At 64.2% G+C, this 21,787-nt stretch carries 19 protein-coding genes; 14 read left to right on the top strand and 5 right to left on the bottom strand.

Annotated features, from left to right (window positions below; genetic code table 11):
- Positions 1–26 precede the first annotated feature (26 nt).
- The gene (locus HT051_RS03885) at positions 27–1,274 is read left to right on the top strand and encodes a Zn-dependent hydrolase (protein WP_174540814.1); all 1,248 of its coding nucleotides are present in this window, start codon (positions 27–29) and stop codon (positions 1,272–1,274) included.
- A gap of 34 nt (positions 1,275–1,308) precedes the next feature.
- On the opposite strand, the gene HT051_RS03880 is transcribed toward HT051_RS03885, so the two are convergent.
- Entirely contained in the window at positions 1,309–2,970 is a 1,662-nt protein-coding gene (locus tag HT051_RS03880) for a choline dehydrogenase (RefSeq protein WP_174540813.1), read from the bottom strand.
- A 34-nt stretch (positions 2,971–3,004) separates the two neighbouring features.
- Complete coding sequence (locus HT051_RS03875) at positions 3,005–3,925, bottom strand: dimethylarginine dimethylaminohydrolase family protein (RefSeq protein ID WP_174540812.1); 921 nt, start codon at positions 3,923–3,925, stop codon at positions 3,005–3,007.
- Positions 3,926–4,482: 557 nt separating this feature from the next.
- Between HT051_RS03875 and HT051_RS03870 the strand changes: the two genes are divergently transcribed.
- From HT051_RS03870 to HT051_RS03855, 4 genes are all read left to right on the top strand, one after another.
- The gene (locus HT051_RS03870; protein WP_246810167.1) at positions 4,483–5,553 is read left to right on the top strand and encodes an ABC transporter ATP-binding protein; all 1,071 of its coding nucleotides are present in this window, start codon (positions 4,483–4,485) and stop codon (positions 5,551–5,553) included.
- 43 nt (positions 5,554–5,596) lie between these two features.
- Positions 5,597–6,709, top strand: a complete 1,113-nt coding sequence (locus HT051_RS03865; RefSeq protein WP_174540811.1) for an ABC transporter substrate-binding protein — start codon at positions 5,597–5,599, stop codon at positions 6,707–6,709.
- Between the two features lie 83 nt (positions 6,710–6,792).
- Positions 6,793–7,602 carry an ABC transporter permease gene (locus tag HT051_RS03860; protein WP_174540810.1) on the top strand — a complete coding sequence of 270 codons (810 nt, stop codon included), beginning with the start codon at positions 6,793–6,795 and terminating at the stop codon, positions 7,600–7,602.
- Positions 7,599–8,399: an ABC transporter permease gene (locus HT051_RS03855; RefSeq protein ID WP_174540809.1), complete on the top strand. Its 801-nt coding sequence runs from the start codon at positions 7,599–7,601 to the stop codon at positions 8,397–8,399. Before HT051_RS03860 ends, HT051_RS03855 begins: the two co-directional genes overlap by 4 nt.
- Before the next feature lie 25 nt (positions 8,400–8,424).
- On the opposite strand, the gene HT051_RS03850 is transcribed toward HT051_RS03855, so the two are convergent.
- Entirely contained in the window at positions 8,425–9,255 is an 831-nt protein-coding gene (locus HT051_RS03850; protein ID WP_174540808.1) for a sulfite exporter TauE/SafE family protein, read from the bottom strand.
- A 155-nt stretch (positions 9,256–9,410) separates the two neighbouring features.
- On the opposite strand from HT051_RS03850, the gene HT051_RS03845 reads away from it, so the two are divergent.
- From HT051_RS03845 to HT051_RS03805, 9 genes are all read left to right on the top strand, one after another.
- Positions 9,411–9,866, top strand: coding sequence for an Rrf2 family transcriptional regulator (locus HT051_RS03845; RefSeq protein ID WP_174540807.1), 456 nt, complete (start codon positions 9,411–9,413; stop codon positions 9,864–9,866).
- A gap of 153 nt (positions 9,867–10,019) precedes the next feature.
- On the top strand, positions 10,020–11,048 hold the full coding sequence (locus tag HT051_RS03840; RefSeq protein ID WP_174540806.1) for a sulfate ABC transporter substrate-binding protein: 1,029 nt from the start codon (positions 10,020–10,022) through the stop codon (positions 11,046–11,048).
- Between the two features lie 3 nt (positions 11,049–11,051).
- Positions 11,052–11,909, top strand: coding sequence for a sulfate ABC transporter permease subunit CysT (gene cysT, locus HT051_RS03835; RefSeq protein WP_174540805.1), 858 nt, complete (start codon positions 11,052–11,054; stop codon positions 11,907–11,909).
- Positions 11,902–12,819 carry a sulfate ABC transporter permease subunit CysW gene (gene cysW / locus HT051_RS03830; RefSeq protein WP_174540804.1) on the top strand — a complete coding sequence of 306 codons (918 nt, stop codon included), beginning with the start codon at positions 11,902–11,904 and terminating at the stop codon, positions 12,817–12,819. Before cysT ends, cysW begins: the two co-directional genes overlap by 8 nt.
- A 9-nt stretch (positions 12,820–12,828) precedes the next feature.
- Positions 12,829–13,953, top strand: coding sequence for a sulfate/molybdate ABC transporter ATP-binding protein (locus HT051_RS03825; RefSeq protein WP_174540803.1), 1,125 nt, complete (start codon positions 12,829–12,831; stop codon positions 13,951–13,953).
- A gap of 69 nt (positions 13,954–14,022) precedes the next feature.
- On the top strand, positions 14,023–15,762 hold the full coding sequence (locus HT051_RS03820; RefSeq protein ID WP_174540802.1) for an SLC13 family permease: 1,740 nt from the start codon (positions 14,023–14,025) through the stop codon (positions 15,760–15,762).
- Positions 15,763–15,904: 142 nt separating this feature from the next.
- Positions 15,905–17,269 carry an OprO/OprP family phosphate-selective porin gene (locus tag HT051_RS03815; RefSeq protein ID WP_174540801.1) on the top strand — a complete coding sequence of 455 codons (1,365 nt, stop codon included), beginning with the start codon at positions 15,905–15,907 and terminating at the stop codon, positions 17,267–17,269.
- Positions 17,270–17,459: 190 nt separating this feature from the next.
- Positions 17,460–18,638: a nitrate/nitrite transporter gene (locus HT051_RS03810; protein WP_174540800.1), complete on the top strand. Its 1,179-nt coding sequence runs from the start codon at positions 17,460–17,462 to the stop codon at positions 18,636–18,638.
- 199 nt (positions 18,639–18,837) lie between these two features.
- Positions 18,838–19,680 carry a MipA/OmpV family protein gene (locus HT051_RS03805; protein WP_174540799.1) on the top strand — a complete coding sequence of 281 codons (843 nt, stop codon included), beginning with the start codon at positions 18,838–18,840 and terminating at the stop codon, positions 19,678–19,680.
- Here the strand turns inward: HT051_RS03805 and HT051_RS03800 are convergent.
- Positions 19,677–20,990 carry a HAMP domain-containing sensor histidine kinase gene (locus HT051_RS03800; RefSeq protein WP_174540798.1) on the bottom strand — a complete coding sequence of 438 codons (1,314 nt, stop codon included), beginning with the start codon at positions 20,988–20,990 and terminating at the stop codon, positions 19,677–19,679. The genes HT051_RS03805 and HT051_RS03800 overlap by 4 nt on opposite strands.
- Positions 20,983–21,735: a response regulator transcription factor gene (locus tag HT051_RS03795; RefSeq protein WP_174540797.1), complete on the bottom strand. Its 753-nt coding sequence runs from the start codon at positions 21,733–21,735 to the stop codon at positions 20,983–20,985. The genes HT051_RS03800 and HT051_RS03795 overlap by 8 nt, the downstream gene beginning before the upstream one ends.
- Positions 21,736–21,787: the final 52 nt, after the last annotated feature.

Here is a 21,787-nt window from a genome sequence, read left to right as displayed (position 1 = left end):
TCTTCCTCTGTTTGAAAAGTACCGACATGCCCAATTACGGAAACCTCCGCATCGACGCCAACCGCCTTTGGACCAGCCTGGAGGAGATGGCGAAGATCGGCCCCGGCATCGCCGGCGGCAATAACCGCCAGGCCCTGACCGACGAAGATGCGGAAGGCCGCGCCCTGTTCGCCCGATGGTGCAAGGGGGCCGGGCTGGAGCTCGCCACCGATCAGATGGGCAATATGTTCGCCGTCCGTCCCGGCACCGAGCCCGACCTGCCGGCGGTCTATATGGGCAGCCATCTCGACACTCAGCCGACCGGCGGCAAATACGACGGCGTGCTCGGCGTGCTGGCGGGGCTTGAGGTGGTGCGCGCCATGAATGAGGCCGGCGTTGAGACCCGTTATCCCGTCGCCATCGCCAACTGGACCAACGAGGAGGGCGCGCGTTTCGCCCCGCCCATGGTCAGCTCCGGGGTCTTCGCCGGCGCCCTCACCCTTCAGGAGGCCTATGACCGCCGCGACGATGAAGGCAAGTCGATCGGCGAGGAGCTGGAGCGCATCGGCTGGAAGGGGTCGGAGCCCGTGGGCCAGCGTAAGATGCAGGCCTATTACGAGCTGCATATCGAGCAAGGCCCGGTGCTCGAGGCGGAAGGCGACGATATCGGCGTCGTCACCGATTGCCAGGGGCTGTGGTGGCTGGAATTCACCCTCACCGGCCGCGCCGCCCATACCGGCTCGACCCCGATGTCCATGCGTATCGATGCCGGCCTCGCCATGGCCAAGATCGTCGCCATGGTGCGCGAGGTGGTGGAGAGCCAGGCCGCCCATCACGCCATGGGCGGTATCGGCCATATGGGCTTTACCCCCAATTCTCGGAACGTGCTGCCCCAGACGGTCGTATTCACCGTCGATCTGCGCTGCCCCGACAAGGCGGTGCTCGATGCCTTGCGCGAAACCGTCGAGCAGAAGGCCGAAGCAATTTGCGCCGAGCTCGGCGTCGGCTGCGCCGTCGAGGCGGTCGGCCAATATGCGCCGGTGCATTTCGACCCGGACCTTGTCATCAATGTGCGCGAGGCGGCAGAAGAACTCGGGCTGAAGCATCGCGACATCATCTCCGGCGCCGGCCACGATGCCTGCTGGATCTCGCGCGTCGCGCCGACCACGATGATCTTCTGCCCCTGCGTCGACGGCATCTCCCATAACGAAGCCGAAGAGATCACGCCCGACTGGGCGGCCGCCGGTGCCAACGTGCTGCTGCAGGCCGTCTGCAAGACGGCGGAAGCAAGCTGACGCTGAAGCCGGAGGCGCGCTTACGCCGCCTTGGCTAGGCGGCGGATTTTTCCTGGAAGCTGAAATGGGCGTGGAACGGCGCGAGCCGGGGGCGCCCGAGAATGTAGTCGGCAGCGCGCCCGGCAAGCATCTGCGTCGGCGCATTGGTGTTGCCGCTGACGACCCGCGGCATCACCGAGGCATCGGCCACGCGCAAGCCTTCGATGCCGTGCACCCGCAGCTCCGCATCCACCACCGCCATCTCATCCGAGCCCATGCGGCAGCTGCCGCAAGGATGGAACACCGTATCCATGGTCGAACGGATATATCTCTCCAGATCGGCGTAACCGGTCACGTCCTTGCCCGGATAGATCTCTTCGCCACGCAGGTGATCGAACGCGCGCTGCGCAACGACCTCGCGGCCGCGCAGCAAACCGTCGACCAGCACCCGCCGGTCCTCTTCCGTCTGCAGATAGTTGAAGCGCAAGGACGGCTTGTCGTTCGGATCGGCCGAGCGCAAGCACAGCTCGCCCCGGCTGGTCGGGCGCATCAGATCCTGATGGATGTGGAAGCCCTGATCGAGCTTGATGTTGCCGCGCGAGTCGAACCCGACGCCGACGGGGCAGAAGTGATACTGGATATCCGGATAGGCGGCCTTCGCGCTGGAGCGCACCAGCCCGCCGCCCTCATACATATTGCTGGCCCCGAGCCCGCTGCCAAAGGCCATCCACTGCATGCCGACCGAGGCCTTGCCGAGCAGCGTCTGCAGGTGATGCGGCGTCACCGGCTTGGTGCAGGCATATTTCAGCCCCACCTCGGGATGGTCGTGCAGGTTCTGCCCGACCCCCGGAAGGTCCAGCGCCACGTCGATCCCCATCTCGCGAAGATGATCCGCCGGCCCGATGCCGGAGAGCATCAGAAGCTGCGGCGAGTTGATCGCCCCGCCGGACAGGATCACCTCTTTCGCTGCATGGGCGGTGCGGATCTTGCCGCGATGCTCGTAAGCGACCCCCGCCGCCCGGTTGCCCGACACGATAACGTTCCGCGCCAAAGCCGAGGTCTTCAACGTGAGGTTGGAGCGCTGCAAGGCGGGCTTCAGATAGGCCGTCGCGGCGCTGCACCGCCGCCCGTCCGGCGTGGTGGTGCGGTCGAAACGGGCCGTGCCTTCCGGCTGATAGCCGTTCAGATCGTCGGACGTGCCTTGCCCGCTCTGGGTGCCGGCTTCCAGCAGCGCATCGTAAAGCGGGTTCGGCGTGGTGCCGCGGGTCACGTGCAGCGGGCCCGAACCGCCGCGCCATTCGCTGGCGCCGCGATTGCTGGTCTCGGCCGCTTTGAAATAGGGAAGACAATGGGCGTAGTCCCATTCCTCCAAGCCGAAATCCGCCGCCCAGCCGTCATAGTCCAGCGGATGGCCGCGCATATAGACCATGGCGTTGATCGACGAGGAGCCGCCGATCACCTTGCCGCGCGGCTGCTCGATCTTGCGGTCGAACAGGCTCTCTTCCGGAACCGTCTCGTAGTTCCAGTTGAGCTTCGGCCCTTTGTAGATCGCGTGGTGACCGGCCGGGATATGGATGAAGAGATTGCGGTCCATCGGCCCGGCCTCGAGCACCAGGACCTTGCTTGCGCCATCGGCGGAGAGCTTGTCGGCGAGCACACAGCCCGCCGAGCCTGCGCCGACAATCACATAATCGAACTCTTCGTCGTTCCTGGTCATGCCACCTCGAGATCGCCCGCGCCGATGCGCGAGCTTATTTCACGCGCCGCAAAGCCTGCGCCATGCAGTGAATGCCGCCGCCGGTCATGGAGATTTCGCTCATCTCGACCTCGGCGACCTCGAAACCGCGGGCTTTCAGCTTCTGGCTCAGATCCTGCGAGCGTTTTGGCAGGATAACCCGGTCGCCGCCCAGCGACATGAAGTTGCAGCCAAGATCCATCGTGTCCTGGAACGGAACGTCGATCAGCTCGTGCCCCTTGGCCTTCAGCCAGTCGACGACCTTCGGATCGGTGCAGGTCAGGCAAACCGCCGTCAGCTTTTCCGCAACCGGCACCACCATCAGATCGATATGAACGTAATAGGGATCGAAGAGGGCAATCTTAACTTCCCAGCCCTCGGCCCGGAACCACTCGGCCACCTGGTTGGCGCCCTCTTCCTGGGTCCGCTCGCCGCTGCAGCCGAGCAGCAGGGTGTTCTCCTCGATCACGTTGAAGTCGCCGCCTTCGAGATACCCGGCCGTCACCATGTCGTAGATTGGGATGCCGAGCTCTTCGTATTTGCGGATCAGCGCGAAGTTCTCGCCCCGGCGCCACCACTGCGACATGTTGGTGATCACCGCGCCATAGGGCGTCATGAACGAGCTGTCGCGGGTGTAGACCTCCATCGGCAGCTCCGGCTCCGGCCCGACCATATGCACCTTCACGCCGAAGGTCTCATAAGCCGAAACCAGCTCGGCATGCTGCGCCTTGGCGACCTTTTCGTCCCAAGGATCGCGCAGATATTTCCGCGTCAGCGAGCTGGTCGCCAAGCGCTTCAGCGCGCCCGGAGACCCCAGAAGAACATCCGTCAGCCGGTCGGTTTCATTCGCGGCGCCCCAATATTCCAGCGTCGGGGTGCCGCCTCCCGCCAGGCGGCGTTGCAGTGAGAAAGCGGGGCGAACGGCGGTCATGTTCATCGTCAATCCTCATGAAATATCGTGAGCCGGCGGACAGCCGATCGCGGCCGTTTGGGGAAGCCCCGCCGGCGGCTCGGGAGCTTTGGCTTACGCCTCCCGGCAGGCCAGGAAAAAGTGAAAACTTTTCCTGGTATTGGAAAACCAAATTCGCCGACAGCAAGAGCAGCCGCTGTGCGGCTTGCATCCGAGACTGTCCGCTCACATCAAAACTCGGGGGTTACACGTCTCTCTTGGGGCGCCATACGGGGCACCCGGAAGGAACACCGAAGCAGGACCAAAGCTTTTATATTTATTGTCGCATGAGACTCCCGGACGGCCACAGATACGTTCCCGCCTGATAGGCTGGCGCCGGCTTGGACAACACCGATCCGGCTAAACTGCTTCTTTTATGTGCACCCGTGATAGGCAGTGTGCGCAACATCTCATCGCTCAACCGCACCAAGGCATAACGGGAAATTTCATTTCCCGTTGACGCGAAAAACTTTCGTTTGTCGGCCCCGCATCTCCGCAACTACCGTGCCTCGAAATGAGGCGGAGACAACCTGTATGAGAGTATCGTGGACAGCTCTTCCATAGGCATCGAGACCATCGGCATCGGCAAGGATTTCGGCGCGTTCCGTGCGCTGGATGACGTGTCTTTTCGCATCGATCGCGGCGCGTTCTTGACCCTGCTCGGCCCCTCCGGTTCGGGCAAGACGACGCTTTTGATGATTCTGGCCGGCTTCGAGCAAGCAAGCCGCGGCACACTTCGCATCGACGGCGAGGACAAGACCGGCGTGCCGGCCGAGCATCGCGGCTTCGGCGTGGTGTTCCAGGGCTACGCCCTATTCCCGCATATGACGGCTGAAGAGAATATCGCCTTCCCCCTCAAGGTGCAGAACCGCCCCGCCGCCGAGATCAAGCGCCGGGTCGGCGACATGATCGATCTGGTCGGTCTGGCCGGTCACAGCCACAAGAAACCCTCCGGCCTCTCCGGCGGCCAGCAGCAGCGCGTGGCGCTGGCCCGCGCGCTCGTTTACGAGCCTCCGGTGCTGCTTCTCGACGAGCCCTTCTCTGCTCTGGATAAGAACCTGCGCAGCCAGATGCAGGAGGAGCTTCGCCGCATCCACCGCGATCCCCATGTCCATGGCGATCTCGGCACCACCTTCATCTTCGTCACCCACGACCAGGAAGAGGCGCTGGCGCTCTCCACCGATGTGGCGATCTTCAATCAGGGCAAGCTGCAGCAGATCGGCAGTCCCTCGGACGTCTATGAGCGGCCGGCCAACCGCTTCGTCGCCGAGTTCCTTGGCGAGATCAACATCTTCCCCGCGCTCTGCTCGGCCAAGACCGCCGAGATCGAGGGCCATGCCATCCGCCTTGCGCAAGCCGCGCCCGCCGGCGCCGAGCATCTGGCGGTGCGGCCGGAGAATATGGACCTCGTGAAGGACGGCAAAGCCGAGGGCAACACGCTGCCCGTCACCGTCACCGACCGCATTTATCTCGGCGCCTCCACGCGCCTCTTGCTTGCCACCGATAGTGGCACACCGGCGATCCTCGAAGTGCCGACTTCGGGGCTTGCCGACACCGTCGCGCCCGGAAGCCAGGTCTGGCTCGGCTGGGATCCCAGCGACAGCCTCATCTTCTGACCATCCGCAAAACCCGCGAACCAACGAAGCAAGGACTGACAGAATGAATTCGAATTTCCAGAAGGATTGTGCCGAGATCCTGTCCCACAAGCTGAAGACGGGCCAGATTTCGCGCCGCCGCTTCACCCAAGGTCTCGCCCTGCTGTTCGGCGCTTCCGCCATCGGCGGCCGCATGCCGCTCGCCCATGCCGAGACCAAGGAGCTGGTCTTCGCCAATTGGGGCGGCGACGCGGTCAAGGCCATGGCCAAGGCGTTCGGCGACGGCTTCGCCGAGGACACCGGCATCAAGGTGAAATATGACGGCTCCGGCCCGACCGAAGGCGCCATCTCCGCCCAGGCCACCAGCGGCCATCCGACCTGGGACCTCGTCGACTGCGAGCCCTTCTCCGCCAAGACCCTCGGCGAGAAAGGCCTGATGCAGCCCATCGATTACGACATCGTCGACAAGGCCAAGATCCGCGAGCAGTTCCTCTGGAAATACGCCGCCTCGAGCTACTTCTACTCCTACCTTATCGTCTACGATAAGAACCGCTTCGAGACCGCGCCGACCTCGATGGCCGACTTCTTCGACGTCGAGAAATTCCCGGGAAAACGCGGCATGTACAAATGGGGCACCGCCATGTGGGAAGCGGCGCTGCTCGGCGACGGCGTCAAGCCGGCCGACCTCTACCCGCTGGATCTGAAGCGCGCCCACGCCAAGATCGCCGAGATCAAGCCCCATGTCGCCTCCTTCTGGGGCAACGGCATGGAAGGCCAGTCTCTGCTGGTCAATGGCGATGCCTCCATGGTGCTGCTGTGGAGCAACCGCGCCGCGATGATGACCAAAGAAGCCGGCGACGATTTCGGCTTCACCTGGAACCAGGGCATTCTGATGCCGGGCTCCACGGGCATCGTGAAGGACAACCCGGCAGGCTCCAAAGCCGCCAACGACTACATCGCCTTCAGCCAGGACGCCAAGCGCCAGGCCGAGCTGTTCGAGCTGCTCTATGTCAGCCCGGGCAACCCGGAAGGTGATGCGCTGGTGCCGGAGGCCGAGCGCCAGTTCAGCCCCACCGATCCGAAGAACTTCCCGCTCCAGGTGCCGCTCGACATGGATTGGTATGAGAAGCACTACAGCACGGCGCTTGAGGAATATCTCACCGTCATCTCGTCCTGATGCAGAGCATGAGCACTGAAACGTCCCGGCGCCCAGCGCGCCGGGACACCCGCTTAAAGTCCCAAGTGCCGGTAAAATCCCAAATGCCGGCGGCGTGGCTTCTGCTCGCGCCGCTGATGCTTTTTATCGCCGCAACCTATCTGGTGCCCTTCCTCGGCATCATCCAGATGAGCGTGAGCGAACCCGAACTCGGCCTCCAGAACTATCAGAAGGCGCTGACCGATCCGCTTGTGCTCGGCGTGTTCGCGCGCACCCTGATCTTCTGCATCGGCGTCACCATCCTTTCCGTCACCGCCGCCTATGTGCTGACCCTGCTTTGGGTGCGCGGCAACCGCATCACCAGCCTGGTGGTGGAGCTGTGCATCATGATCCCGCTCTGGATCTCCGTGCTGAGCCGCGCCTTCGGCTGGATCGCGCTGCTGTCCAATCGCGGCATGATCAACACCTGGCTGCTGGATCTCGGCCTCATCGCCTCTCCACTCACCCTGGTCCGCAACGAGTTCGGCGTCGTGGTCGGCATGGCGCATTTCCTCATTCCCTTCGCCGTTTTCCCGCTCGCATCCGCCATCCGCGCGGTGGATGAGCGGGTGCTGATGGCCGCCCGCGGCATGGGCGCCTCGCGGCTTCGCATCTTCTGGCAGATCTTCGTGCCGATGACGCTGCATGGCGTGGTCGGCGCCGCGCTGCTGGTCTTCGTGCTGTCCTTCGGCTTCTACATTACCCCGGCGCTGCTCGGCGGCGGCCGCTCTGTGATGCTCGCCGAGCTGATCTATCTGCGCATATTCCAGATCCCCGATTGGGGCCTCGCCGCCGCCATCTCGGTCTTGCTGATGCTGCTGGTCGGCGGACTGCTGGTGATCATCATCCGGCGCACCGAGGATATGGTGAAATGATGCGCACCCGGCCCGGCCCCATCGCCACCATCCTGGCAGCGCTCGCCTGCCTGTTCATGCTGCTGCCGCTGATCGCCGTCTTCCCGGTCAGCTTCACGCCGAAGCGCTATATCTCGCTGCCCGAGGACGAGTGGTCCTTCCGCCATTACCAGAGCCTGCTCGCCCCCGAATGGTGGCACAGCATCCTGCTTTCGGCGCAGGTCGGCGCCGCCGCCGCCGCGCTCGCCACCCTGCTCGCTTTGCTCTTCACCTTGGGGCTGTGGATGATGCAGCCGCGCCGCGGCGGGCTGATGACCGGCTTCGTGCTGCTGCCCATGGTGGCGCCGCCCGTGGTCTCTGCCCTGACCTTCTATTTCTTCCTCAACGAGATGAGCCAGGTGAACGACGTCGTCGGCTACGACACCTGGGCCGGCGTGGCGGTGGCGCATGCGGTAATGGTCGTGCCCTTTGCCGTGGTGATCCTGATGGTCGCCCTCGCCCAGCTCGACAGGAAGCTGGACCTTGCCGCCCGCTCCATGGGGGCGAGCGTCACGACGCGCATCTTCCGCATCATCCTGCCCAATATCCGCTTCGGTGTGATCAGCGCCTTCTTCCTCTGCTTCGTGCTGTCCTGGGACGAGATCAACGTGACGCTGTTCGTCACCTCCATCGACGCCATCACCCTGCCCCGGCGCATGTGGACGGGCTTGCGCGACAATGTCGATCCGGCGGTCGCTGCCATCTCCGTGGTGATGATCGTGGTGGTCACGCTGGTGGTCACCGCCCGCGCCATCTGGCTGCGGCGCAAAGCGGGCTAAGCGCTGCTGCTCGTCGCGTCCGCGCTCAGGGCAGAACCGAGATCAGCAGCCGCAGCGAGACCAGCAGCAGGAAAATCCCGAAGGCCAGCTCCAGCTTGCGCTTGGAGATGCTGTGGGCGACGTGCACGCCGAACGGCGCGGCAAGCACGCTCAACGGGATAATCAACGCCGCACCCAAAAGGCTGACATAGCCCAGCGAATAGGGCGGCAGATCCGGATTGCCCCAACCGGCCCAGATATAGCCGAGCAGCCCCGGCACCGCGATCAGCGGCCCGAACCCGCTCGATGTCGCCACCGATTTCCGGATCGACCAGCCGCACAGCGTGAACAGGCTGACCAGGAACATGCCGCCGCCGATGCTCATCAGCGTCGAGAGCAGCCCGATGACAAAGCCGATCCCCTCCATGATCCGGCTGGAAGGAAGATCGTCGGCGATGCGCCAATCCTCCCGTCCCAAGATCATCTTGAAGCCGAGCAGCCCGCCGAACACCACCCAGACCCAGGTCAGAAACGCGCCGGAGACCACCGAGACGAGCCCGATGCCGGCAAGCACACCGGCCACCACGAAGGGGCCGAGACGGATCAGCGCCTTCTCGTCCACCGCACCCCGCTTCCGGTGCGAGAGAAACGAGCGGAGCGCCGTCGGCACGATCACCGCGAACGAGGTGCCGAGCACCATCTGCATGCGGATATCGTCGGGCGTATCGAGAAAGCCGAAGACCTCGAACAGCACCGGTACCAGAATGCCGCCGCCGCCGATGCCTAGCAGCCCGGCGAGGAAGCCGGTGACCAAGCCGCCGCCCAGCAACGCGACGACGAGCCAGACAAGCTGGCTATGCGCATAAAGAAGCTGCAAGAGAAAGCCCTCGGGAGTTGTGGGCGTACCCTAAGCGGGCGACGCTCCGCCGAAAAGACAAAGCTGGCGTACCGTGATGTAGCGCCGCCCGCCAAGTCATTTTGCCCCACGAGGTCTTGTGTGCCGCCGCTTACACGAGTAACTAGATAGAGATAATGATCTCTCAGAAAGCCCGATATGCGTTGCGCGCGCTGCTCGCCCTCGCCGAAGGCAAATCCCCCACCATTGGGGAGATTGCCGAGGAGCAGAAGATTCCGCGCAAATTTCTGGAGCAGATCCTTCTCGACCTGAAATATCAGGGGCTTGTCTCGAGCCGGCGCGGCCGCTCCGGCGGCTATGAGCTGCACATGCCGGCCGACCAGATCACCTTCGGCCGGGTGCTGCGCATCATCGACGGACCGATCGCCCCGCTCCCCTGCCTCAGCCGCACCGCGTATAAGCCCTGCAACGATTGCAGGGACGAGAAAACCTGCGAGATCCGCCGGGTTTTCGCCCGCGTCGCCGAATCCGCCCGCGACGTGCTGGATCGCGTCACCATCGCCGAAGCGATGCAGAAGCCGGGCCTTGCCGAGGTCGGCGATCTAAGCGAGACGGAAGCGAAATCCGCGTAAGCGGCCCACCCTTTCCCCGAAACGATTTTTCTCAAGCCGCCGGAAACGGCGCATTCGCGCGCGCATGCCGCCGCGCGAATTTGGCATTTGGCTGACTTGTGAAACTCTACTAAACTTGTAGTGTTTAATCTCCTTCAACACGGAGACACGATCATGACCAAGCTTCGAACCAGACGATTGCGAACCATCTTGGCCGCCACCGCGGTCATCGCCTTCACCGGTTTCGGCACCGGCCTCGCCAGCGCCCAGACCACGCTCCTCAACGTCTCCTACGACCCGACGCGGGAGCTCTATAAGACCTTCAACCAAGCCTTCGCCGAGCACTGGAAACAGGAGACCGGCGAGGATGTGCGCATCCGCCAGTCCCATGGCGGCTCGGGCAAGCAGGCCCGCGCGGTGATCGACGGGCTGCAGGCCGATGTCGTGACCCTGGCTCTAGAAGCCGATATCGACGCCATCGCCGAGAGAACCGGCAAGATCGACGCCGATTGGCGCAAGCGCCTCCCCGATAACAGCGCGCCCTACACCTCGACCATCGTGTTCCTGGTCCGCAAAGGCAATCCGAAGGCGATCAAGGATTGGCCGGACCTGACCAAGGACGGCGTCGAGGTCATCACCCCCAACCCGAAAACCTCCGGCGGCGCGCGCTGGAACTTCCTCGCCGCCTGGGCCTATGCGGAGAAGGCCGGCGGTAACGAGCAGGCCGCGCGCGATTATGTCGCCAAGCTCTATCAAAACGTACCCGTGCTCGATACCGGCGCCCGCGGCGCCACCACCACCTTCGTCCAGCGCGGCATCGGCGACGTGCTGCTCGCCTGGGAGAACGAGGCCTTCCTGGCGCTGCAGGAGCTCGGCCCCGACCAATTCGAGATCGTCGTGCCCACCCTCTCCATCAAGGCGGAGCCCCCGGTCGCCCTGGTCGACGGCAATGTCGACGCCCACGGCACCCGCAAGGTGGCGGAGGCCTATCTGGAATTTCTGTACAGTAAGCAGGGCCAGGAGCTGGCGGCCAAGAACTATTACCGCCCCGCCAAGCCGGAGCTGGCGGACGCGGCCGATCTGAAGCGCTTCCCCGATCTTGAGCTTGTCGGGATCGACAGCTTCGGCGGCTGGAAAGAGGCGCAGCCGCGCTTCTTCGCCGATGGCGGCATCTTCGACCAGATCTACAAGAAGGGCAGCTAGACCATGACACTTGCCGCTTCGGCCGGCAGGTGGCGATGGAAGGAGCCGAGCGTCATCCCCGGTTTCGGGTTGGCGCTCGGTTTCAGCCTCACCTATCTCGGCCTCATCGTGCTGCTGCCTCTGGCAGCGCTGCTGCTCAATGCCGCCAGCCTCGGCTGGTCCGGCTTCTGGGACATCATGCTGGAGCCGCGCACCCTCGCCGCGCTGCGCCTCAGCTTCCTCGCCGCCCTGTTCGCCGCCAGCGTGAACGCCGTGTTCGGGCTGATCATCGCCTGGGCTTTCGTGCGCTATGATTTTCCCGGCAGGCGCCTGTTCGATGCGCTGGTCGATTTGCCCTTTGCTTTGCCCACCGCCGTGGCCGGTATCGCGCTCACCGCGCTCTATGCGCCGAACGGCCCCATCGGCGGGCTGCTCGCGCCCCTCGGCATCAAGGTGGCCTATACGCCGCTCGGCATCGTTATCGCCCTGATCTTCATCGGCCTGCCTTTCGTCGTGCGCACGGTGCAGCCGGTGCTGGAGGATCTCGACAAGGAGCTGGAGGAAGCCGCCGCGACCCTCGGCGCAAGTCGCTTCCGCACCTTGCGCTCGGTCATCCTGCCGGCGCTTATGCCAGCCATCCTCACCGGCTTCACTCTGGCGCTGGCCCGCGCCGTCGGCGAATACGGCTCGGTAATCTTCATCGCCGGCAACATCCCTTACGTCTCGGAGATTGCCCCGCTGCTGATCACCATCCGGCTGGAGGAGTTCAACTATGCCGGCGCCACCGCCATCGGCGCGGCGATGTTGATGATCTCCTTCTCGCTGCTGCTTCTCATCCACCTGATCCAGCTCTGGCAGCGCCGGAGGTTCACCCATGGCTAACGCGAATTTGGCTAGCACACCGCCGCTCGGCGAGGCCGCCATCGCGCCGCTTCTGCCGCCTGCACACTCCAAGACGAGCGCCACGGGCGAGAAGGCCGCAACCCGCTGGACGCTGATCGCCATCGCGATCGGCTTCCTCGCTCTCTTCGTGCTGCTGCCGCTGGGAGCGGTGTTCGCGGAGGCCTTCCGCGCCGGGTTCGGGGCCTATTGGGAGGCGGTCTCGGAGCCCGACGCCGTCGCCGCCATCAAGCTCACTTTGCTGGCCGCCGGCATCGCCGTTCCGGCCAATCTGGTCTTCGGCATCGCCGCCTCATGGGCCATCGCCAAATACGAGTTCCGCGGCAAGAGCCTGCTGAACACGCTGATCGATCTGCCCTTCTCGATCTCGCCGGTGATCTCCGGCCTGATCTATATCCTGCTGTTCGGCGCCCAAAGCGTGCTCGGCCCGTTCTTGCGCGAGCACGGCATCGAGATCGTCTTCGCCCTGCCCGGCATCGTGCTAGCGACCATCTTCGTCACCTTCCCCTTCATCGCCCGAGAGCTGATCCCGCTGATGCAGGAACAAGGCACTGCGGAGGAGGAAGCCGCCCTCACCCTGGGCGCCAGCGGCTGGCGCACCTTCTGGCACGTCACCTTGCCCAATATCCGCTGGGCGCTGCTCTACGGCGTGATCCTCTGCAACGCCCGCGCCATGGGCGAGTTCGGCGCCGTCTCGGTGGTCTCCGGTCATATCCGCGGCGAGACCAACACCATGCCGCTGCATGTCGAGATTCTCTACAACGAGTACAACTTCGCCGCCGCCTTCGCTGTGGCCTCGCTTCTCGCGCTGCTCGCGCTTCTCACCCTCATCGTCAAGCTCGTGCTGGAGTGGCTTTACGCCGACCAGATCGCGGGCACCCGCCGCCACTAGGAGGCCGCTATGGACGCGCTTGTAAGATCCGCAAACGAACCCCGCGCTACGGAAGCGCGCGGCTGGAGCGATTCCGTCGACCTCACCATCGACCGCGTATCGAAGACATTCGGTGCCGCGGCCGCCTTGCACGAAACCTCGCTGAAGATCGAAGGCGGCGAGCTGGTCGCCCTGCTCGGCCCATCCGGCTCGGGCAAGACCACGCTGCTGCGCATCATCGCCGGGCTGGAATTCCCCAATACCGGCCGCATCCTGTTCGATCAGGACGATGCCTCGGCGCTGACCGTGCAGCAGCGCAATATCGGCTTCGTGTTCCAGAACTACGCCCTGTTCCGCCATATGCGCGTGCTCGACAATATCGGCTTCGGCCTCAAGGTGCGGCCCTTCTTCCGCCGGCCCAGCGCCGCCGCCATCCGCAAGCGGGCCGAAGAGCTGCTCGAGCTGGTGCAGCTTTCCGGCCTCGGCCGCCGCTACCCCACCCAGCTCTCCGGCGGTCAGCGCCAGCGCGTCGCTTTCGCCCGGGCGCTCGCCACCGAGCCGCGCATTCTGCTGCTCGACGAACCCTTCGGCGCCCTCGATGCCAAGGTTCGCAAGGAACTGCGCCGCTGGCTGCGCGAGATCCACGACACGACCGGCCACACCACCCTGTTCGTCACCCACGATCAGGAGGAGGCGATGGAGCTGGCCGACCGCGTCGTGGTGATGAGCCAGGGCCGGATCGAGCAGGCCGGCACGCCGGACGAAATCTACGATGCGCCGAACTCGCCCTTCGTCTTCTCCTTTATCGGCGAATCCAGCGTGCTGCCCGTCAACGTCAAATCCGGCGAGGTGCTGCTCGACGGCGTGCCGCTTGCCATCGATCCGGGCGACACCGCCGAAGGCGCCGCCTCGCTCTATTTCCGCCCGCACGAGGTCGAGCTTGTCGAGGCCGGCACCGGCGCGATCGAAGGCATTGTGGAGAGCTTGCGCCGGAGCGGCCGTTCCCGCTTCGCCGAGATCGCCGTTCCCGGCATCGGGCGCTTCGAGATTGAGATTATTGCCGAATCCGTGCTCAATTCCGGCGATCCGGTGTCGGTGCTTCCGCGGCGCTGGCGTCTTTATGCCGATGCGTCGCGCGGCGGAGCGGACGCTTAGAGCCAAAGGGACGCCAAGAACGGCGCGCCGTCACCGGCGAGGCTGGCCCTTTGACGGAACGCGGCGGGGATGACGTCACCTCAGATTGTGTTACTGCTGCTTTTGGTCGGGCTGCTGGTGCTTTTCGCGCTCGACCGGTTCCGCATCGAGCTCGTGGCGCTCGGCGGTCTTGCCGCCGCGTTGCTGCTCGGCCTGGTGCCGTTCGGCAGCGCCTTTGGCGGTTTCGCCAACCCCGCGGTCATCACCCTCGCCGAGCTTTTGATCCTAACGCGGGTGCTGTCGCGCTCGCATCTGATGCAAGGTCTCACGCGGCGCCTCGCCGCCATCGCCCAAACCGAGCGGCAAGTGCTGATCCTGGTCTGCGGCTTAGGCGCGCTCACCTCGGTCTTCATCAACAATATCGGCGCGCTCGCGCTTTGGCTGCCCGTCGCGCTGGTGCTGTGCCGCTCCGCCGGAACCACACCGGCGCGGATCCTGATGCCGCTCTCCTTCGCCACACTGCTCGGCGGCACCTGCTCGGTGATCGGCACGCCAGCGAACCTGGTGGTCTCCAATTTCGAGCAATCCGCCACCGGCCAGCCGCTCGGTTTTTTCGATATTGCGATCGCGGGCCTCCCCGCCACCTTGATCGGCCTTGCCTTTCTGGTCCTCGCCGCGCCGAAGCTGCTCGGTCATGGCGGTGGCAGCAAAGAGCAAGCGCCGGAACGGACACGCCGCTTCGTCACCGAGCTTCGTATTCCCGCCGGCTCCAGCCTGAAGGGAAGCCCGGTGAGCATGATGGGCGATTGGCTAGAGGGCGAGGTGTTCGGCCATATCCGCGACGGCCGCCGCATCTTCGCCAAGCCCGGCGAAGCGCTGCTTGAGTCAGGCGACATCCTTATCGTCGAGGCACCGTCTTCGGAGATCGAGCGGCTCAGCGGGGACGGCGAAGTCGAGATCGCCGGAACCGACATTGCACGCGGCGCGGGTTACACCGAGGCGATCGTGCTGCCCCAGAGCATGATCGTCGGCTCGACCGCCAATACGATCGAAGCCTTCCTCAGCCGCGATATCGAGATCATCGCCCTCTCCACCCGCCAGCAGCGTATCGAGGGCCGCCTGGCCGATCTGCAGATCCGGCCAAGCGACATCCTGCTGCTCCGGGGCGAGCCGGACGCCATTGCCGCCGCGCTAGACGAGACCGACTGTCTTTCCCTGGCGCCACAAAGTTTTGGCCCAGGCGAAACTCAAGGCTGGCTCGCCTTAAGCGTCTTTGCCGCCGCCGTGGCTTTGGCCGCGGCCAATCTGCTGCCGCCGCAAATCGCATTCGGCGGTGCGGTTCTCGTCCTCGCCCTAGCGGGCGCCGCCGATTTGCGCAATCTCGTCGCCGATCTCAACTGGCCGATCCTGCTGATGCTGGCGGCCATGATCCCCATCGGCGAGGCGGTCGCAACGACCGGGCTGGCCAATGCGTCGGCGGAGGCGGTGATCGGCTTCGTCGGACCGAACCATCCGACCGTGCTGCTCGCCTGCATGCTGTTCTGCGCCGTGGCGCTGACGCCCTTCGTCAACAATGTCTCTTCCGCCATCGCCCTGGCGCCCATCGCCATCGCCGTTGCCGAAGGGGCCGGTCTCGCGCCGGAGCCCTATCTCCTGGCCATCGCCGTCGGCGTCTCTTTGGATTTCTTGGCCCCCTTCGGCCACCACAACAATGCGCTGGTGATGAGTGTCGCCGGCTATCGCTTCACGACGTTTCCACGCCTCGGCCTGCCGCTTGTTCTGCTTTCGGGAGGGGCCGCCATCCTGGCACTCCACTTGGCCTTCTTTTGAGCGAGCCGAACAACTTTGACCGCCGCAATCGCAGCGCACGGAATTCCGTTTTCCGATCCGGCAAAAGAAAGAAAAATCCAAGTCTTGTAAAACTCTACTGATCAAGTAGTGTTTTTATATCAACCCTAGCAGGAGACAAAAAATGGGGGCATTTTCAAAAACTTACCTGGCCGCAGGGCTCGGGTTTATGCTGCTCGCCTCCGGACTTCCGCGCCATGCCGAAGCCCAGACGGCAGCCGAGCTGCAGGCCCAGATCGAAGCCATGCAGGCGCAGCTTCAGGAGCTGCAAAGAAAGGTCGCAGCGGCCGAAGCGGAGGCCGCCCGCGCCAATGCCAATGCACGCTCGGCACAGAATACGGCCAGGCTTTCTACCGCCGCACCGGCGCCTGCGCCTGAGCCCGACTACACGGTGAAATGGAAAGGCGCGCCGCAGATCACCAGCAAGGATGGCGACTTCCAATTCAAGGTCCGCGGCCGTGTCTTGACCGATTACGCCAATGTCGATCAGGACGGACCTATCACCGGCGCACCGGACATCAACGCCACCGAGCTTCGTCAGGCGCGGCTCGGCGTCGACGGTGTCATGTTCGGAGATTTCAAATACCGCTTCGAGATGAACTTCGCCGATGGGGCGGAGGTCGACGACGCCTATCTTCGCTATACGGCCCTGCCCGCGGACATCACCATCGGCCACTTCAAGACCTATAACTCCCTCGAGGAGCTCACCAGCTCCAACTACATCACCTTCATGGAGCGCGCCGCGATCACCGATGCCTTCGGCCTTCAGCGCCAGATCGGCATCGGCGCCGACATGAAGCGCGAACGCTGGACCCTCGGCGCCGGCCTATACGGCGCCAATGTGGACGACGGCGCTCCCGACGAGGGCGGCACCTTCGCGGCCCGCGCCACCATCGCGCCGGTGCTGACCGACGATAAGGTGCTGCATCTAGGTGCCAGCGTCCGTCATCGCAATGCCGGGGATCTGACCCCTTACAGCTATCGCCAGCGGGCGGACGATTTCCATCTCACCGACCGCTTCGTCGACACCGGCAATATCGGCGAGAGCGATACGCTTTGGGGTTTGGAATTTGCCGGCGTCTGGGGGCCGTTCTCGGTGCAGAGCGAGTATATGCAGAACAAGGTGGACGCGCCGAGCTTCGCCTCCGACCCCACCTATGACGGCTGGTATGTCGATACCAGCTACTTCCTCACCGGCGAGACCCGCCCCTACAAGGAAGGCGTGTTCGGTCGCGTGAAGGTGAAGAACCCGGTCAATGACGGCGGCTGGGGCGCTTGGCAGATTGCGGGCCGCTACGACGTCATCGACCTCTCCGAGGGCGGCTGCCTCGAATGCGGCGAGCAGGATACCTGGCTGATCGGCCTCAACTGGTACCTCACCAATCACACCAGGCTGATGCTCAACGTCGCCCAGTCGGAGATCGACGGCGGCGTCAATGACGGCGCGGACATCACCGGCGTGGCCATGCGCGCCCAGGTGGATTGGTAGCCACACCCCGACGCAAACGACACTGCGTCAGCCCGGTCCCCCACCGCGGCTGGCGCGGGTCGCATCTAACGCGACCATTTACCCCCTCGCGCAATCCCCTATCGGCGGTCGAGCCTGCGCTAGGCTATCGCAGATAATCTATTCCGGCAGCGCGCGTGGCCTTGGGCTGGCGTAGCCTTTGGGGGCTGAGTTGTTTCGACCGATCGAGCTTTTATCTGGCGCCGTGCTCACCATGGCGGCAATGGGCGTGCTCTATATCTGGAGCCTCTTCCTGCTGCCTTTGGAGGAGGCGCTCGGCGTATCCCGCGCCGCGCTGAGCCTCGCCCCCGCCATCGCGCTCAGCTTGTTCACCCTGGGCATGGTGATCCACCATTCCCTGCTGCACCGCTTCGGCCGGGTCGGTTTTGCCGTCTTCAGCTTCGCCCTCGCAGGCGGCGGTTTCCTGTTCGCCGGTGCGGTCTTCACCTACCCGGCGCTGTTGATCGGCTATGCGGTGCTGTTCGGACTTGGCTGCGGATCCGGATATGGCCTCGCTTTGGCGCTCGCCTCCGACATGCCGGAAGCAAAGCGCGGCATCTCCATCGGGGTGACCACGGCGAGCTTCGCCATCAGCGGCGTGGCGATCTCCGCCTTCCTGCCGCAGCTGATCGAGACGGCGGGCGTGCGCGCGGTGCTGATCGGCATCGGCATCGCTCTTCTCATAATCGGCGCGATTGTCAGCCTGATCGTTTCCGGCACGGGAAGGATCGCCGACGAAGGCGATGAAGCGCCCGACGCCTTGGACACCGCGCCACAGCCGCTCGGCCCGCTGCTGCTTCTCGGCTTCCTGTTCTTCGCGCTGTGCTATCCGGGCCTGACCTTCGTCGCCCATTCCACCGCGATCCTGGCCGAAAGCGGCGTGGCGCAAAGCCATCTGGCGTGGGGGCCGATGATCCTGAACACCACCTACATCGCCGGTTCGCTGATCGGCGGCGTCTTGGTGCAGAAGCTCTCCTCGGTTCCGACCTTGAGGCTTTGCTTCGGCCTCTTGGCGTTCGGCTTGAGCGCCGCCCTTTTCGCCGAAACTCCCGCCTGGGCGCTGGCTGCCACCGGTGCGGTCGGCATGGTGCTCGGCGGCGCTGCATCCATCATGCCCCAGGTCATTGCCGAGCGCTTCGGCGCCGCCTCCATCGGCCCGATCTACGGTCGGCTGTCCATCGGCTACGGGCTGGCCGGCCTTATCGGGCCTTGGATGTCGGCCCTGCTCTTCGAGCAAGCCGGAGATTACTCCTCGGCGTTGCTATTGGCGCTGGCACTCACCGCTTTGGCCGGCCTCGCCACCTTTCTGCAGCGGGGACAAGCTCCTGCGCCGCGCCAAGCGGCATCATAAACAGGCGTCTCGGTTGCGCCTGGCGCATCCGGCGGCGCATTCGGCAGAAGCGAGCGGGAGCCGCATCGTTCCCACAACTGGTCGCCGCAACATTTCTTAACAATATCAAACACGACGCCATCGGCGGATATGGCAAGCATGAGGGCACGTCATCGCGTCCCGGACCAGCTCGGGAAACGTCAGAATTCTCGGAGATCGCATGTCCCCCCACGTCGACAAATCCGCTTTGCGGCTTCTGCTGCCATGCCTCGCCTTTACCCTTCCGCTCGCGCTTCCCGGTGTGGCGTCCGCAGGCGGTCTCGTAACCCCGACCGAGACGGTAGTGCCGAAAACCACCCGGGGGCCGATCCGGCAAAAGCTCCACGATTGGGACGTCATCGTCGGATCCGGCGTGATGTATAAGCCGAAATACGAGGGCGCCGACGAATATGAGTTTCAGGCGGTTCCCTTCGTCTCGCTCCAGTTCTTCGACTTTCTGAATGTCGACCCGACCGGCGCCGGTGTTACGGCCTATGAGAACGGCCCGTTCCATTTCGATTTCTCGGCTCATTATAAGAGCGGCCGCGACGAGGACGATTCCAAGGCCTTGCGCGGCATGGGCGACATCGATTGGGGCGTCGGCATTGGCGGCCGCGCCACCATGGATGTCGGGCCCGTTGGCCTCTTCCTGTCGGTCGAACAAATCGTCGGCGGCGGCGAAGGCCTCCTCGCCAGCGCCGGCATTTCGGTGCAGCGGCCGGTTTCGGAGCGCGTCATTCTGGGCGCGGAGGCCGGCGCAACATTCGCCGACGACAAATACATGGAGTCCTATTTCGGCGTCGACCGGAAGCAGTCGGCAAATTCCGGATATGCCGAATACAAACCCGAAGCCGGCATCAAGAGCGTCGATGCGGCCGTCTCGGCGACCTGGCTGATCAACGAGAAATGGCTTCTTCGCGGCGAGCAGAAGTTTAGCGTCCTGACGGGCGATGCGGCAGACAGCCCGATCGTCCAGGAAGAGTTCCAGTCCAAGACGATGCTACTGCTCGGATATCGCTTCTAGCTTCCGGGGATCTCGATACGGGCGATAAGCCCGTGCGGCGCGCGGGACAGCAGTTTCAGCCTGCCGCGATGCGAATGGGCGATGTCCTGGACGATCGAAAGTCCGAGGCCGAAGCCGGAATTTCCGTCCGTCCGCGATGGATCGCATTTGAAGAACGGCTCGAAGACGCGTTCGCGCAAGGCCGGGGGAATGCCGGGCCCATCGTCGGCCACCGAAATCGCAAACCCGTTGCCGCAGGACTCGAGCCGCACCTCGACAGTCTCCGCGAACTTCACCCCGTTATCGCAAAGATTGGTCACCGCCCTTGTGAGCGAGAGCGGCCGGCACGCCGCCACGAATTTCGCCGGTCCCGAATAGGAGACGGAATGCCCGATATCGGCGAAATCGTTGCACACCGTCTGCAGAATGCTCGCGACATCGACCCGCTCGACATCCTCGTTGGCGAACTCGTTGCGCAGATAGTTGAGGCTCTCCGCGATCAGGCGATCGATATGATCGACGTCGGAGAGAAGCGATTCCCGCAGCGCCCCCTCCTCCATCCGTTCGGCACGCACCCGAAGCCGGGTGAGCGGCGTCCGCAGATCGTGTCCAATGCCCCGCAGCATCCGCGTGCGGGCATCCGCCATGATGCTGATGCGGTTGCGCATACCGTTCAGCGCATGGGCCAGCGCCACGATCTCGACGGTTCCGCGCTCGGCGAAGATCGCACCCCTGTCCTTGATATCCGCCTCGGCCGCCGCCTCGGAGATCCGCTTGATCGGCTCGGTGATCGTCCGGATGGCGAAGATGAAGAAGAACAGGATCAGGACGACAAGGGCGACGAAATAATACGACCCCTGTCCGAGCACCGAGCTGGTCAGGATCGAATCCGGGAAGCCCGATAGGATCAGGATGGTCCGCGCGTCGACCTTCACCGCAATGACCCGCTCGCCATCCAGATAGGTTCGCCAGCCGCCGATGGGCGGCGGGCTATCGGGCGGGAACAGCCACTCGATGGCCCTCCCCAGAATATCCGTCGACGATGTCGTGAACGCATTCGCCTTCGAGGGCGGTGCAAGCGAAACCCGCCACCCGGCCTCCTCGGCATGGGTAATCAAGGTCTCGCGCTCCGCCGGCGAGGCATGGCGCATCAGCAGCGCCATGGTATCGGCGCGCTCGGCGATCCTTTCCAGATCGGGAACCAGATAGTCGTCCTTCGCCCAGCGCTCCAGCGCCCGCCCCAAGACGATGACGGTCAGGAGCGCAAGCAGGATGACGATCGTAATCTGGCCCCGGATTGTCTTCGGTGCCCATTGAAGACGCCTAAGCATGGAGCTCTTCGACCGTGGCGGCGAACATATAGCCGCCGAGCCGAACCGTCTGGATCAGGCTGGGGTCTTTGGGATCCTTTTCGATCTTCTGTCTCAACCGGCTGACATGGACGTCGACGCTGCGCTCGATCGGCCCGGCAAGTCCGGCATGGGTGACACCGAGAAGCTGCTCGCGGGTGAGAACCCGCCCCGGATTGCGGCAGAAGGCGAGCAGGAGATCGAACTCGTGGGTGGTCATCGCCACCCTGGCATTGCTCGGGTCGCGGACCTGCCGGCGGATGGGGTCGATGGTCCAGCCCTCGAACCTGAGCCGCGCCTGGCGCTGATGGCCCTTGCGGTGCGGCGCCGAGGAGGAGCGTCTGAGCAGCGCTTTGATGCGCGCGATCAGCTCCCGCAAGACGAACGGCTTGGTGACGTAATCGTCCGCGCCGATCTCCAGCCCCACGATGCGGTCCACCTCGCCGCCCACGGAGGTGAGCATCAGGATCGGGATATTGCTGGAATCCCGCAGCCGGCGGCAAATGCTGAAACCGTCCTCGCCGGGCAGCATGACGTCGAGAACCACAAGATCGAACTCCGCGGCGCCGTTCTTTGGATCGATATCCGTTCCGCGATACGCTAGCGCGACGCTCATCCCATGCTCCACCAAGCTGTCCTGAAGCATTTGTGCGAGCTGAGTGTCGTCTTCGACGATTAAGATCTTCGGCTTTTCCAGAACAGCCGAGCTGGACTTGGCGTCAAGCAATGATCGTCCTCCGTGCACAACCGGCGCTATTTAGCACGGTCTGCACGGTTGC

The organism is Methyloligella sp. GL2 (assembly GCF_013341275.1).
Lineage (GTDB): Bacteria > Pseudomonadota > Alphaproteobacteria > Rhizobiales > Methyloligellaceae > Methyloligella.
The sequence above is the reverse complement of the archived record's forward strand: the minus strand, read 5'-3'. Positions and strand labels throughout refer to the sequence as shown.